Origin of the sequence: Rhodococcus sp. MEB064 (assembly GCF_000834565.1) — a bacterium.
Lineage (GTDB): Bacteria > Actinomycetota > Actinomycetes > Mycobacteriales > Mycobacteriaceae > Rhodococcoides.
Window position 1 is genome coordinate 14,749 of the sequence record NZ_JXQS01000018.1, and the last position, 12,950, is coordinate 27,698.

The 12,950-nt window shown below is 67.5% G+C and carries 13 protein-coding genes; 7 read left to right on the forward strand and 6 right to left on the reverse strand.

All coding sequences use genetic code 11. The features are described 5' to 3' along the window. The first annotated feature begins 21 nt into the window (after positions 1 to 21). Positions 22 to 1,236 (forward strand): lipase family protein, encoded by a 1,215-nt coding sequence (locus tag RU01_RS09450; RefSeq protein WP_082043030.1) that lies wholly within the window; start codon positions 22 to 24, stop codon positions 1,234 to 1,236. Between the two features lie 24 nt (positions 1,237 to 1,260). Here RU01_RS09450 and RU01_RS09455 read toward each other — a convergent pair whose 3' ends face one another. Further along, entirely contained in the window at positions 1,261 to 2,082 is an 822-nt protein-coding gene (locus RU01_RS09455) for a hypothetical protein (protein ID WP_042574300.1), read from the reverse strand. A gap of 150 nt (positions 2,083 to 2,232) precedes the next feature. Here RU01_RS09455 and RU01_RS09460 point away from each other — a divergent pair, with 150 nt between their 5' ends. After that, complete coding sequence (locus tag RU01_RS09460; RefSeq protein WP_042574301.1) at positions 2,233 to 2,949, forward strand: SDR family oxidoreductase; 717 nt, start codon at positions 2,233 to 2,235, stop codon at positions 2,947 to 2,949. Positions 2,950 to 2,954: 5 nt separating this feature from the next. On the opposite strand, the gene RU01_RS09465 is transcribed toward RU01_RS09460, so the two are convergent. Beyond that, positions 2,955 to 4,085 (reverse strand): ABC transporter permease, encoded by a 1,131-nt coding sequence (locus tag RU01_RS09465; protein ID WP_042574302.1) that lies wholly within the window; start codon positions 4,083 to 4,085, stop codon positions 2,955 to 2,957. A 1-nt stretch (position 4,086) separates the two neighbouring features. Continuing rightward, a complete protein-coding gene (locus RU01_RS09470) occupies positions 4,087 to 4,926 on the reverse strand; it encodes an ABC transporter ATP-binding protein (RefSeq protein WP_042574303.1) in 840 nt (279 codons plus the stop codon). A 444-nt stretch (positions 4,927 to 5,370) separates the two neighbouring features. Here RU01_RS09470 and dnaK point away from each other — a divergent pair, with 444 nt between their 5' ends. Genes dnaK through RU01_RS09490 form a run of 4 tightly spaced genes read left to right on the forward strand, consistent with a single transcriptional unit; the run spans position 5,371 to position 9,474 of the window. Continuing rightward, positions 5,371 to 7,215 (forward strand): molecular chaperone DnaK, encoded by a 1,845-nt coding sequence (dnaK, locus tag RU01_RS09475; RefSeq protein WP_042574304.1) that lies wholly within the window; start codon positions 5,371 to 5,373, stop codon positions 7,213 to 7,215. A 44-nt stretch (positions 7,216 to 7,259) separates the two neighbouring features. Beyond that, positions 7,260 to 7,826 (forward strand): nucleotide exchange factor GrpE, encoded by a 567-nt coding sequence (grpE, locus tag RU01_RS09480; RefSeq protein WP_442970491.1) that lies wholly within the window; start codon positions 7,260 to 7,262, stop codon positions 7,824 to 7,826. Between the two features lie 38 nt (positions 7,827 to 7,864). Next, positions 7,865 to 9,049, forward strand: coding sequence for a molecular chaperone DnaJ (dnaJ, locus tag RU01_RS09485; RefSeq protein ID WP_042574306.1), 1,185 nt, complete (start codon positions 7,865 to 7,867; stop codon positions 9,047 to 9,049). Then, complete coding sequence (locus RU01_RS09490) at positions 9,049 to 9,474, forward strand: heat shock protein transcriptional repressor HspR (RefSeq protein ID WP_042574307.1); 426 nt, start codon at positions 9,049 to 9,051, stop codon at positions 9,472 to 9,474. Before dnaJ ends, RU01_RS09490 begins: the two co-directional genes overlap by 1 nt. A 3-nt stretch (positions 9,475 to 9,477) precedes the next feature. On the opposite strand, the gene RU01_RS09495 is transcribed toward RU01_RS09490, so the two are convergent. From RU01_RS09495 to RU01_RS23130, 3 genes are all read right to left on the reverse strand, one after another. Continuing rightward, positions 9,478 to 10,176, reverse strand: coding sequence for an FAD-binding oxidoreductase (locus tag RU01_RS09495; RefSeq protein ID WP_231568654.1), 699 nt, complete (start codon positions 10,174 to 10,176; stop codon positions 9,478 to 9,480). Between the two features lie 70 nt (positions 10,177 to 10,246). Then, positions 10,247 to 11,740, reverse strand: coding sequence for a trehalose-6-phosphate synthase (locus RU01_RS09500; protein ID WP_082043003.1), 1,494 nt, complete (start codon positions 11,738 to 11,740; stop codon positions 10,247 to 10,249). A 72-nt stretch (positions 11,741 to 11,812) separates the two neighbouring features. Then, entirely contained in the window at positions 11,813 to 11,986 is a 174-nt protein-coding gene (locus RU01_RS23130; protein WP_197074725.1) for a hypothetical protein, read from the reverse strand. A 147-nt stretch (positions 11,987 to 12,133) separates the two neighbouring features. Between RU01_RS23130 and RU01_RS09505 the strand changes: the two genes are divergently transcribed. Then, the gene (locus tag RU01_RS09505) at positions 12,134 to 12,946 is read left to right on the forward strand and encodes an alpha/beta fold hydrolase (protein WP_042574310.1); all 813 of its coding nucleotides are present in this window, start codon (positions 12,134 to 12,136) and stop codon (positions 12,944 to 12,946) included. Positions 12,947 to 12,950 lie beyond the last annotated feature (4 nt).

Here is a 12,950-nt window from a genome sequence, read left to right on the forward strand (position 1 = left end):
GGAGCCGGCACGCCCACCGCCATGGCGGAGCCTCCGGGCCCCGCCTCCGGTTTCTACACCCCGCCCAGCCCCCTCCCGGCAGGCAACGACGGCGACCTCATCCGTACCGGGCCGTCCAACCTGGCGTTGTCGCTGCCCCTGCCGCAGGGCGGGATCCCCGGCAGTGCGACGCGGTTGATGTACCGCTCGCAGGACGCGAACGATGCTCCGGTCGCGGTGACCGGCACCTACATCGATCCGTTCGCCGAGTGGACGGGCCCGGGACCCCGGCCCGTGGTCGTCATCGCCCCCGGCACGCACGGTCAGGGTGACCAGTGCGCGCCGTCGCACCAGCTGAACAACGTCCTCACCTACACCCCGGTGCTCGGACTCATGGTCGAGTACGAGCTGCTCTCCACCTACGCGTTGCTGGCCCGCGGCTACGGCGTCGTCATCACCGACTACGACGGACTGGGCACGCCGGGCGCGCACACCTACGTCAACCGCGCCGCAGAAGCGCACGCGGTGCTCGACGCGGCCCGCGCCGCGCAGCAGCTGGGCAACACCAAGGTCGGACCCGACTCCCCGGTGGGCCTCTGGGGTTACTCCCAGGGCGGCGGCGCCGTGGCTGCAGCCGTGGAGCTCGCTCCCGAGTACGCACCGGAGCTGGACATCAAGGGCACCTACGCCGGTGCGCCCGTTGCCGATCTGGCAGCGACGCTGGCACAGGTCGACGGCACCATCCTCACCGGTGTCATCGGCTACACCCTCAACGGTCTGCGCCGGTCCAATCCCGAGTTGGGCCCGATCATCGACGCGTCGACCAACCCGGCCGGCAAGGCTGCGCTGGCGGCACTCGAGAATCAGTGCGTCGTGGAAAGTGCACTCACCGTGGGCTTCCACCGCACCAACGAGTGGATCACCACCGGCGAGTCACTGTCGGACTACCTCAAGCGGATTCCCGAGGCGCAGACAGTTCTGGCCGAGAACAAGATCGGTAACCGCACGCCCACCACGCCGGTCTACATCGACACCGGGACGGGCGACGACATCGTTCCGCACGGCCAGGCCGTCGACCTGGCCGCCACCTGGTGTGGGAAGGGCTCGAACGTCCAGCTGAACACTCAGCAGCTGCCGTTCTTCCTCCCCGGACTCGCGCTCGGCCACGTTTTGCCCGACTTCATCGGACTGGGCGCGGGCACCAACTGGCTCGACGCACGGTTCCGCGACGTCCCCACAGCGGGCAACTGCGCCTGACCAGTCACCGCCGAAGCGCCTCGATCACAGTCGATCGAGGCGCTTCGTCGCGTTCCGGACCCTCGCGGTCGAGGCGTCCTTCTCCGACGCCGCCTCGGAACGCGCGTCCTGCGCCGCCTCCAGGTCCTCGCGTGCCTTCTCGAGTTGCTCGGTGAGGGCGTCGACCGACTCCTTCAGCTCGGCGACGCGATGGTCGGCCTTGTCCAGGGCGTCGGTCGCGTCCTGCAGCGCTGCCTCGGCGTCGTCCAGCTCCGCCTGTGCGCGGGCTCGCTGCTCTTCCTTCTCCCGTTCGGCGGTGTCGTCGGGTTCGGGTTCCGGTTCTTTCGTGGGTTCGGGTTCTTTCGCGGGTTCGGAGTCGACGGACACCAGCCCCATCGGGCCGAAGCCGCTGTACTCGGCGGCCCCCAACATCCGGCCGCGCCGCACCTCGTCGGCGATGTCCGCATCGGACAGCGCCGCATTCAAGCTCTGGGTGACCTCGCGGACGACGTCCTCGCCGATCGGGTGACCGCGATCCTCCGCGATCTCTGCGGCCCGGTTCACCAGCGCACGCACGGCGCGCTGCCGCTGCTTCGTCAGCGTGCGGAGGGTGGCGCCCGAAAGATGTTGCTGCGCTTCCCGTAAGGCTTCCCCGAGGTCGAGAAGATCTGCGACATCGTCGTCCGCGTCGCGCACCGTCACATTCAGCACCCACCCGACGATCGTCGGTTTGCGCAGCGCACCGATCTGCTTGGCCAGGGCCTTGTCGCCGTCGGAACGCGCCTGCTTCTGCCGGTCGGTGCGCGCGGCGACGAAATCGGACGGGTCCAGCCCGTACAGCTCGTCGGCCACCTCGTCGAACGTCATGCTGGTCGATTATGCCGCCTTGCTCCTGCCATAGCTTTCGTTGATGGCAAGGCGCGGAACAATCGATAGCGCGACGGGATGATGCTGCGGGCCCGGTGCGCTGAACCTTCCGTGGCCGCGAGAGACGGGGCTGCGGAAGGGACACACGACATGAGCACCTTGCAGAACACCCGGATCCTGCTCGTCGGCGGCTCGTCGGGCATCGCGCGTCGCATCGCCGAGGACGCCATCGCGGCCGGTGCCGAGGTCGTGCTCGGGGGACGGCGACCCGAATCGCTCGCCGACACGGTCGCCGAACTGGGTTCGGGCGCCTCGGCGGTGCACCTCGACCTCGACGACGAGTCCTCCATCGCCGACGCCGTCACGACACTCGCACCTCTCGATCACGTCGTGTCGCTCGCGGCGAACCACGCCAACGGACCGGTCACAGGGCTCGATCGTGCCGCCGTCGAGGGCGCCTTCGCTGCCAAGGTGATCGGCCCGATCCTGCTGGCCAAACACTTCGCGCCCGTGCTGCGTGAGGGCGGCTCGTTCGTCTTCTTCTCCGGTGTCGCCGCATGGAAGCCGGCGCCGGGCCTCGCTGTCATGGCCACCACCAACGGTGCTGTCGCTGTCCTCGCGGAGGCCCTTGCGGTGGAACTCGCGCCACTGCGCGTGAACGCCGTCTCGCCGGGCATCGTCGACTCGGGCGCCTGGGACGGGATGGGCGACGACAAGCAGGCGATGTTCGAGGCCACCGCCGCGAAGAACCCCGCTCGGCGAGTGGGCCGACTCGACGACGTCTCGGCTGCAGTACTTCTCGCACTCACCAACGGCTTCGTCACCGGAACCACCCTCCACGTCGACGGGGGCGGACGGCTGAGCTGAGCGCCTCAGGCGATCCGCACGCCCCTCGGCAGGGTGCGGGCGGGAACGCGAAGTCGGCGCGCGGCGACCGTGAGTCCCAAAGCTCCCAGGATGACGTTGACGGCCAACCCGAGGTACCAACTTCGTCCCACGTCCGCAGACTCGAAGGCGACCTGCTTCTGGTAGAAGCCGGTGATCGATCCGTCCGAGCTGTAGGTAGACATGGACTCCGCGCAGGTCGGCTCCGCGACATAGGGCCCGGTTCTCGCCGTCGACAACAGTTCCGCTACTGGCCTCGCCACACTGGGGTCGGGTGGACGCTGGTCCGTCGGCCAGACTCGGACGCTCGGGTTGTCGTGCGCCGCCACTACATCCGGGAGCATGAGGAACGGGTTGGGTGCCAGCAACCACCAGATCCGCTCGGTGTGGTTGTAGCTGCGGACGGCGGTCACGTCGCGGCACTCCGGGAAGGAGTCGTACGTGGCGTCGTCGGCGTACGTGTAGTCGGCTTCGACCACGACGTGGTCCTCGGCAGTCGTCGTATAGAGCAGGCCGAACAGCGCCGGGAGGCCCAGGACGAGGAAGAACACGGTGGCCTGCGTCAGGACGGCCGAACCTGCCGGCCGAGCGGTCAGCGCGGAGTACCCCAGCCCGATCCCGCAGTAGCACAGGAAGATCAGGCAGAGAACGATCACGCCCAGCACGGATATGCCCACGCCGTACGGAGCGGCGACGATGCCCCACACCAGGTACGGCGACGCCACGGCGACGAGCGCGAGGCAGGACACCCACGACCCGAGAAGCTTGCCGACGGCCAACTGCCAGTGGCTGATCGGCGTCGCCTGCACCACAGCGAGCGTCGCGTCCTTGCGGTCACCGTTGATCGAGGTCGCAGTGAGGGTGGGGGCGAGTACCACGCCGAGGAACAGCTCGACTCCCAGCACCACCGCGTAGAGGTTGCGCGCCCAGCCGTCGTAGTTCGCATCGGCTTCGTCCACCGACAGTGCCAGGTACATCGACCCGAACACGGCCAGCGAGATGACCGTGAACGTGACGGCCAGGGTGATGCGCCACCGGGTGGTGCGCAGTCGCTGCCGGAGTTCGAGGCCGATCAGCACGCCGACCACCGACCACCAGCTACTCATCCGTGCCGCCATGTCAGGTCCTGTCCGCGTCGAGTGCGAGGTAGGTGTCCTCGAGCTGCGAGTCCACCCGAGCGAACTCGGCGACCTGCGCGCCCGACTCCACCAGGGTGCGCAGATGCTGCGCAGCGGCCTCCTCGTCGGGGAAGTGCAGGATCGTCGCCGAGGACGCGGGACGACCGGCTTCCCGCACACGCCACGAACGCTCGACCGGCGGCGCGGAGTCCCGCGTGCGGCCGTCGGTCATGACGATCACGTCGTCGACCATCTCGGACAACTCGGTGAGGATGTGGGACGACACCAGTACGGCGCATCCTCCGTCGGCGAGGCGTCGGATCTCGTCACGCAGTTCGACTCGCGAGCGCGGATCCATGCCGGACGCCGGCTCGTCGAGCAGAAGTAGTCGTGGACTGTGCACCAGTGCGCGTGCGAAGCCGAGCCTCTGCTTCTGACCGCGGGACAACTCGTGGGCAGGTCGGTCGGCGCGGTCGTCGAGATGGACCTGCTGCAGCAGTTCGGCGGCGCGGGCACGAGCGTCCTGCGACGACAGTCCGTGCAACCGTCCGAACGTCGACAGGATCTCCGACGCGGTCAGGCTGTCCCAGGTGCCGAACACGTCCGGCATCCACCCCACGGCCCGCCGAAGTGCGACCGTCTCGACCGGCGACCCGTCCAACTGGAGGGTTCCGGAGTCGGGAGCCAGGAGGCCGGCGAGCATGAGCAGCAGTGTCGTCTTGCCGGCGCCGTTGGGTCCGACCAGCCCGGTCACCCTGCCGGGAGTCAGCGTGACGTCGGCGTGGGCGACCGCTGTGTGGCGTCCGAACGTGCGGGTGAGACCTCGGGCCGTCAGGGACATGCCGTGGACCCTAACTGCCGGGGCGCTCGGGCGAAGTGCACGTGTCGGCCGTGCCTGAGTGTCCACAACTGGCTGTCGTCGACGGGATCCCGTCGATCCGGTCGACTTCTGGACGCTCGTGCACGTTTCTGCACACAATCGCGCCGGAATCTGCCGTTCGGTAGAAAAGCGTGCGATCGGGTGCAACCAGATGCACCCACCGTGCCTCAGTGTCCACAACTCGTTGTCATCGTCGGGGAATCGGTCGACTCGTGGACGCTCGAGCACGCCCGGACGCCACGGGAACAAACTCGCGCACCCCTCCGTTGAGCCGTACGACTGCCATTGAGCGTGGGTCACTCAAGTACAACTTGACGGGTCGAGGATCCGGAAGGCAAACTTGAGTCCAGTTCGCTCAGGCAGACGCCTTTCGAAACATCTGCAGCATCTATCAGGAGGTTACAAATGGCTCGTGCCGTCGGAATCGACCTCGGGACCACCAACTCGGTCGTGTCAGTCCTCGAGGGCGGCGAACCGGTCGTGGTGGCCAACTCCGAGGGTGCACGCACCACCCCGTCCATCGTCGCGTTCGCCAAGAACGGTGAGGTCCTCGTCGGTCAGTCCGCGAAGAACCAGGCCGTCACGAACGTCGACCGGACGATTCGCTCGGTCAAGCGCCATATCGGTACGGACTGGACTGTCGCCATCGACGACAAGAAGTACACGTCGCAGGAGATCAGCGCCCGCACTCTGATGAAGCTCAAGCGTGACGCCGAGGCGTACCTGGGCGAGGAGATCACGGACGCCGTCATCACCGTTCCCGCGTACTTCGAGGACGCACAGCGTCAGGCCACGAAGGAAGCCGGCCAGATCGCCGGCCTCAACGTCCTGCGCATCGTCAACGAGCCCACCGCGGCTGCGCTGGCGTACGGCCTGGACAAGGGCGAGAAGGAACAGACCATCCTCGTGTTCGACCTCGGTGGCGGCACGTTCGACGTGTCCCTGCTCGAGATCGGCGACGGTGTCGTCGAGGTCCGCGCCACGTCCGGTGACAACCACCTCGGTGGCGACGACTGGGACGAGCGCATCGTCACGTGGCTCGTCGACAAGTTCAAGGCTCAGAACGGTATCGATCTGACCAAGGACAAGATGGCTCTCCAGCGCCTGCGTGAGGCAGCGGAGAAGGCCAAGATCGAACTGTCCTCGAGCCAGAGCACCTCGATCAACCTGCCGTACATCACCGTGGACGGCGACAAGAACCCGCTGTTCCTCGACGAGCAGCTCAGCCGTTCCGAGTTCCAGAAGATCACCTCCGACCTGCTCGACCGCACTCGTGCGCCGTTCCAGGCCGTGGTCAAGGACTCGGGTATCGCGGTCAAGGACATCGACCACGTCGTGCTCGTCGGTGGCTCCACCCGTATGCCGGCAGTGTCCGAGCTGGTCAAGGAGCTCTCCGGTGGACGCGAGCCCAACAAGGGCGTCAACCCGGACGAGGTCGTGGCCGTCGGCGCCGCACTGCAGGCCGGTGTGCTCAAGGGTGAGGTCAAGGACGTTCTGCTCCTCGACGTCACGCCGCTGTCCCTCGGCATCGAGACCAAGGGTGGCGTGATGACCAAGCTCATCGAGCGCAACACCACCATCCCGACCAAGCGGTCCGAGACCTTCACCACGGCGGACGACAATCAGCCGTCGGTGCAGATCCAGGTCTTCCAGGGTGAGCGCGAGATCGCCTCGCACAACAAGCTTCTCGGCTCGTTCGAGCTGACGGAGCTGCCGCCCGCACCGCGCGGTGTTCCCCAGATCGAGGTCACGTTCGACATCGACGCCAACGGCATCGTGCACGTGACGGCGAAGGACAAGGGCACCGGCAAGGAGAACACGATCAAGATCCAGGAGGGCTCCGGCCTCTCCAAGGAGGAGATCGAGCGCATGGTCAAGGACGCCGAGGCTCACGCCGAGGAGGACAAGACCCGTCGCGAGGAGGCCGAGACCCGCAACCAGGCCGAGTCGCTCGTGTACCAGACGGAGAAGTTCGTCAAGGACAACGAGGACAAGGTTCCTGCGGAGACCAAGGAGAAGGTCGAGTCGGCCATCGCCGAGGCTCGCACCGCTCTGAACGGCACGGACATCGCCGCCATCAAGGCAGCGGTGGAGAAGCTGAGCACGGAGTCGCAGGCTCTGGGTCAGGCACTGTACGAGTCGGCAGCAGCCGACGGAGCAGGTGCCGACGGCGCCGCCCCGACCGACGGTAGCGACGATGTCGTCGACGCCGAGGTCGTGGACGAGCCGGTCGACACGGACAAGAAGTGAGTGCTGACGACACCGGGAACGGCGTTCCGGACGTGGATCCCGCCGTGGAGGAATCCCTCGCGGGTTCCGCCACGGCGCCCCAGCCCGGCGGAGATTCGGACCCGGTAGACGCAGAGTCCGGCGAGCCTGAGGTTCTCGAAGCCGAGAGCCCCGAGGCCGACGCCGCGCCGGAGAAGGACGAGAAGGCGGAGCTCACGGCCGACCTGCAACGTCTGAGTGCGGAGTTCGCCAATTATCGGCGACGCGTCGCACGGGACAAGCAGGTGGACATAGACAATGCCAAGGCGTCGGTGTTGGCCGAGTTGCTCGGTGTGCTCGACGATCTGGACCGGGCGCGTCAGCACGGTGACCTCGAGAAGGGGCCGCTGAAGTCGGTGGCGGACAAGCTCGAATCCGTCATCACCGCTCAGGGCGTCGTCGGTTTCGGCGCCGAGGGCGACGCGTTCGACCCCGCTCTGCACGAGGCTGTGCAGCACGAGGGTGATGGTTCGAATCCTGTGGTCGGCAGTGTCTTCCGCAGGGGTTACACGGCGCGCGACCGAGTGTTGCGCACCGCCATGGTTGCCGTCGTCGACGGATCAGGCGCCGATGCGGCGTCCGACCAGGCATAGTTCTCGGCAGTGAGTGACGTGGAAGGAGGAGGCAACCGGTGAGCCAACGGGAGTGGATCGAGAAGGACTTCTACAAGGAGCTGGGTGTCTCCTCCTCCGCGACGCAGGACGAGATCAAGAAGGCGTACCGCAAGCTCGCGCGCGACAACCATCCGGACTCCAATCCGGGGGATGCGAAGGCGGAGGAGCGCTTCAAGGCGGTCAGTGAGGCCAACGCGGTTCTCTCCGACACTGCGAAGCGCAAGGAGTACGACGAAGCTCGATCGCTGTTCGCCAGTGGTGGTTTCGGCCGGGGTGGGTTCTCGCCCGGCGGCGGAACCAACTTCGGTGGCGGCGGAACGTCCGGTGGTTTCGACGTGGGTGACCTCTTCGGAGGCGCCAACGGAGGAGCGGATCTGGGCGACCTCTTCGGAGGACTGTTCAACCGCGGCGGCGGCGGCCCCGGCCGCACGCAGGCATCGTCGTCGCGACCGCGTCGGGGCAGCGACCTCGCCGCGGAGGTGACGCTCGACTTCCGTGATGCGGCAGTGGGAACCTCTGTGCCCCTGTCGATCACGAGCCCGTCGTCGTGCACCACGTGCCACGGCAGTGGAGCTAAGCCGGGCACCAGCCCGCGGGTCTGCCCGCGGTGCAACGGTGCCGGTGTGGTCAGCCGCAACCAGGGTGCGTTCGGCTTCAGCGAGCCGTGCGACGACTGCCGCGGTACCGGCTCGATCATCGACGATCCGTGCGCGGACTGCCGCGGCACGGGTGTGCAGAACCGCACCCGCTCGGTGACGGTGCGGGTGCCGGCCGGTGTGACCGACGGGCAGCGGGTACGCGTCGCGGGTCGCGGCGAGGCGGGACTTCGCGGCGCTGCCGCGGGAGACCTGCTGGTCACCATCCACGTTCGGCCCGACGCGGTGTTCGGCCGCACGGCGGACGATCTGACGCTGACCGTCCCCGTCGCCTACAGCGAACTGGTGCTGGGAACGACCCTGTCCGTCCCGACCCTCGACGGCCGTGTGGGACTGAAGGTTCCGGCCGGCACGGTCGACGGGCGCACGTTCCGGGTCAAGGGGCGCGGCGTACCGAAGAAGACGGCGACGGGTGACCTGCTGGTCACCGTCAAGGTCGCGGTGCCGTCCGAGCTGGACGACGCTGCACGGGAGGCGTTGGAGACGTACGCCGCGGCGGAGAAGGCGAGCGGTTTCGATCCTCGATCCGGTTGGCCCGGTGCCTGATGGCCGGGGAGAAGGATCGTCCCACGGATCAGCAGCCGCGTGATGCGGGCGCCGACCCGGATGCACGGATCTTCGTCATCTCGGTCGCGGCCGAACTCGCCGGCATGCATGCCCAGACGCTGCGCACGTACGACCGCCTGGGGCTGGTGACACCGTTCCGTACGACGGGCGGTGGCCGCCGGTACTCGCCGCGCGATGTCGCGCTTCTGCGTGAGGTGCAACGTCTCTCGCAGGACGAGGGTGTCAACCTCGCCGGCATCAAGCGCATCATCGAGCTGACCAACCAGGTGGAGGCGCTGCAGGCGCGCATCACCGAGATGGCGTCGGAACTCGCGCAGGTTCACGCCGGGTATCGACGCGATCTGGTTCCGGTGCGGAGCAACGCGCTGGTGGTCTGGAAGCCCAGAAACCCACGACAGCAATGACAATCACCCGTGGCGGATGTTCGCCACGGGTGTTCCTGTCGTTGTCAGGGCTCGCAGGGTGAACGCGGACATGGCGGGGGACCCGCATACCAGGACCCGCTGCGACAGGTACGGCCCTCGTCGCGCGACCACTTCGCCGACGCGCCCTTGCAGATAGTCCCCGGCGCCGAAGCCGGTGTCGGGTGCCGTCTGCAGGCGACGGGTCTCGGCGGCATCGAAGTATTCGTCCCGGTACATCGGGTCCGTCATCTTCTCGACGACGGGAATGACGGTGAGCCAGTCCGCGGTTCGCGCGATCAGCGACAGCATGTCCGCGGCGTAGAGGTCACGGGGCGAGCGTCCCCCGACGAACAGGTGCACTCGGGGAGGTCGGGGCCGGCGAGCCAGGTCGAGCAGCAGTGCTCGCATCGGTGCCAGGCCCGTTCCGCCGGCGACCATGACGATGTCGTCGTCCGTGTCGTCCACCCGTAGATCGCCCGCGGGGTCGTCGATCGTCCAGATGTCGCCTTCACGCGTGTCGTTGACGATGACGCCGCTGACCCACCCGGCCGGGATGGCACGGATGTGGAACTCGTACTTGCCGTCTCGTGACGGTGGCAGCGCGGGGGAGTAGCGCCGCGGCAGATGGGGCGACGACGGCACCGTCACGGCCACCGACTGCCCCGGTTCGAAATCCACGACATCGCCGACGAGTCGCACCACCAGTAGATCGCGTCGAAGCCGATGGCATTGCACCACTTGGGCTTCGGCCACTAGCGCAGGTTCCCGTGCATCAGATGTCCCGGTTGGTGATCATCTGGCTCGTGTCGTCCTCGCCGGTGCGGCCGAGTGCGGCGAGGAAGGATCGCGCCCACCGGTCCACGTCGTGGGCGAGAACCTGTCGACGCATCGCCCGGATGTTGCGTCGGCCCGCCTCGGCGTCCTGCTCGATGGCGGCGATCATGGCGTCCTTGACGCTGTTCAGATCGTGCGGGTTGCACTGGTAGGCCTGCCGCAATTCAGCTGCGGCGCCCGTGAACTCACTGAGTACCAGCGATCCGCCGAGGTCGCTGCGGCACGCCACGTACTCTTTGGCGACGAGGTTCATGCCGTCGCGGATCGGCGTGACCAGCATGACGTCGGCCGCCACGTAGTAGGCGATCAGTTCGTCGCGGGGGATGGGCCGGTGCATGTAGTGCACGACGGGGTGCCCGACGCGGCTGAACTCGCCGTTGATGCGCCCCACCATGCTCTCGATCTCACCGCGCATCTGCTTGTAGCTCTCGACGCGCTCGCGGCTCGGTGTGGCCACCTGGATCATCACGACGTCCTCGGGGTCGACGCGCTCCTCGGCCAGCAGCTCGAGGAACGCTTCGAGGCGGACGTCGATGCCCTTGGTGTAGTCGAGCCTGTCGACGCCGAGCATGATCGTCTTCGGATTGCCCAGCTCCTTACGCATCTCCTTGGCGCGGTCCCGGACCGGCTTTCGACGCGACTTCTCGTCCAGGTCACCGGAATCGATGGAGATGGGGAACGCGCCGACGCGTACGGAGCGGAAGCCCACCTGCACGAGACCGAGCTTGGAGCGCACTCCGACGGTGCCGCGCGAGGTGGGTTGCCCGGCCAGGCGGCGGGAGAGGTACAGGAAGTTCTGGGCTCCACCCGGCAGGTGGAATCCGATGAGGTCCGCGCCCAGGAGGCCTTCGACGATCTCTGTGCGCCACGGCATCTGCATGAACAGCTCGACCGGGGGGAACGGGATGTGCAGGAAGAAGCCGATGGTCAGATCGGGCCGCAGCATCCGCAGCATCTTGGGAACTAGCTGGAGCTGATAGTCCTGGATCCACACCGTGGCGTTCTCCGCGGCGGCCTTCGACGTGGCTTCGGCGAAGCGGCGATTGACCTCGACGTAGGCGTCCCACCAGGCCCGGTCGTAGACCGGACGCACGATGACGTCGTGGTAGAGCGGCCACAGGGTGGCGTTGGAGAAGCCTTCGTAGTAGTCGGCGACCTCTTGGGCCGACAGTGGGACAGGAACCAGTTCCAGGCCGTCGTCCTCGAAGGGTTCGACGTCGACGTCCGGGACGCCCGGCCAACCCACCCACGCGCCGTTGTTGCTGCGCAGGATGGGCTCCAGCGCGGTCACCAGACCGCCGGGGCTGCGCTTCCATCGACGGGACCCGTCGGGCGCGGTATCGAGGTCGACGGGCAACCTGTTGGCGACGACGACGAAATCCGAACCTGCACCGGTCACTGATGATCCTCTGTCTGGGCGAGACGCTGTCACTCGTGGGCGTACCCCGCTCGGAGATCGCCAACCTGATGACGATGCCGGCGGGGTGAACACCCGCCGGCGGACCTACTCGGTGAGTGCGGGGGGTGCGACGCCCAGCATGGAGAGCAGCATGCGGCATTCGTCGGCGTCGGTCGCGTAGGCGGCGACGACGCGACGCGCCATGCGTGCGGTCTCCTCGGTGAGGGTTTCGATCTCTTCGTCGGCGATGTCTGTCGTCTCGGTGGTATCCGCGGCCATGTGCTTCTCCGTCGTGTTCGTGGTTCGGCTCGTCGGCGATCCCGGTCGGGCCGCACGTCAAGACTAGGAGAAGTGGCGCATCCCCTGCAAAGTCACGCCCGGTAGCGTCCACCGGAACACTGTCTGCATCACCGGAAGGACCCCGTCATGCCCATCGGCACCATCAACGGCATCCGCCTCAACTACACCGTGACGGGCAAGGGTCCGCTCGTCGTCATGGTGATGGGGACCGGCAGCCCGGGCCGCGTGTGGCAACTCCACCAGGTCCCAGCGCTGACGGCCGCGGGATACCGGGTCTGCACGTTCGACAATCGCGGTATCGCACCGACCGACGAGAGCGCGGGCGGCATGGTGATCGAGGATCTGGTCGCGGACACCGCGGCGCTCATCGAGTACCTGCGGTCCGACGCCTCGGAGAAAGCCGTCGTCGTCGGTACCTCGATGGGTGCGCGGGTGGCCCAGGAACTGGCATTGACCAGGCCCGACCTGGTCTCGAAGGCCATCTTCGCGGCCGGTCACGCCCGGCTCGACGCGTTCCAGAAGGTGCTCGGTGCCGGCGAGAGGGAACTGGCGGACAGCGGCGTGAAGCTCCCCGCGAAGTACGCCGCGGCGGTCACGGCCGCGCTGAACCTGTCCCCGGCATCGTTGTCCGACGACGCGAAGGCTCGCGACTGGCTGGACCTGTTCGAATTCTCGGTGCAGCCGCTCACTCCCGGCCAGCGCGCTCAGATTTCCCTCGACGAGACGTTCGACCGCCGCGAGGCGTACCGCGCGGTGACAGTTCCGTGCCTGTCGCTGGGGTTCGCGGACGACCGGATGATCCCGGCGTACCTGTCGCGGGAGGTCGCCGACCTGATTCCCGGAGCCCGGTACGTGGAGATCGCCGACGCCGGGCACTACGGCTATCTCGAGAAGCCCGACGAGGTCAATGCGGCCATCCTGTCTTTCCTGCAGGAGTGAGTCT

What these genes read in the sequence shown, in the direction of transcription:
- RU01_RS09450 (WP_082043030.1), top strand. Translation starts at nt 22, where the DNA reads ATGGCGGAGCCTCCGGGCCCCGCCTCCGGTTTCTACACCCCGCCCAGC.
- RU01_RS09455 (WP_042574300.1), bottom strand. Translation starts at nt 2,082, where the DNA reads ATGACGTTCGACGAGGTGGCCGACGAGCTGTACGGGCTGGACCCGTCC.
- RU01_RS09460 (WP_042574301.1), top strand. Translation starts at nt 2,233, where the DNA reads ATGAGCACCTTGCAGAACACCCGGATCCTGCTCGTCGGCGGCTCGTCG.
- RU01_RS09465 (WP_042574302.1), bottom strand. Translation starts at nt 4,085, where the DNA reads ATGGCGGCACGGATGAGTAGCTGGTGGTCGGTGGTCGGCGTGCTGATC.
- RU01_RS09470 (WP_042574303.1), bottom strand. Translation starts at nt 4,926, where the DNA reads ATGTCCCTGACGGCCCGAGGTCTCACCCGCACGTTCGGACGCCACACA.
- dnaK (WP_042574304.1), top strand. Translation starts at nt 5,371, where the DNA reads ATGGCTCGTGCCGTCGGAATCGACCTCGGGACCACCAACTCGGTCGTG.
- RU01_RS09490 (WP_042574307.1), top strand. Translation starts at nt 9,049, where the DNA reads ATGGCCGGGGAGAAGGATCGTCCCACGGATCAGCAGCCGCGTGATGCG.
- RU01_RS23130 (WP_197074725.1), bottom strand. Translation starts at nt 11,986, where the DNA reads ATGGCCGCGGATACCACCGAGACGACAGACATCGCCGACGAAGAGATC.
- RU01_RS09505 (WP_042574310.1), top strand. Translation starts at nt 12,134, where the DNA reads ATGCCCATCGGCACCATCAACGGCATCCGCCTCAACTACACCGTGACG.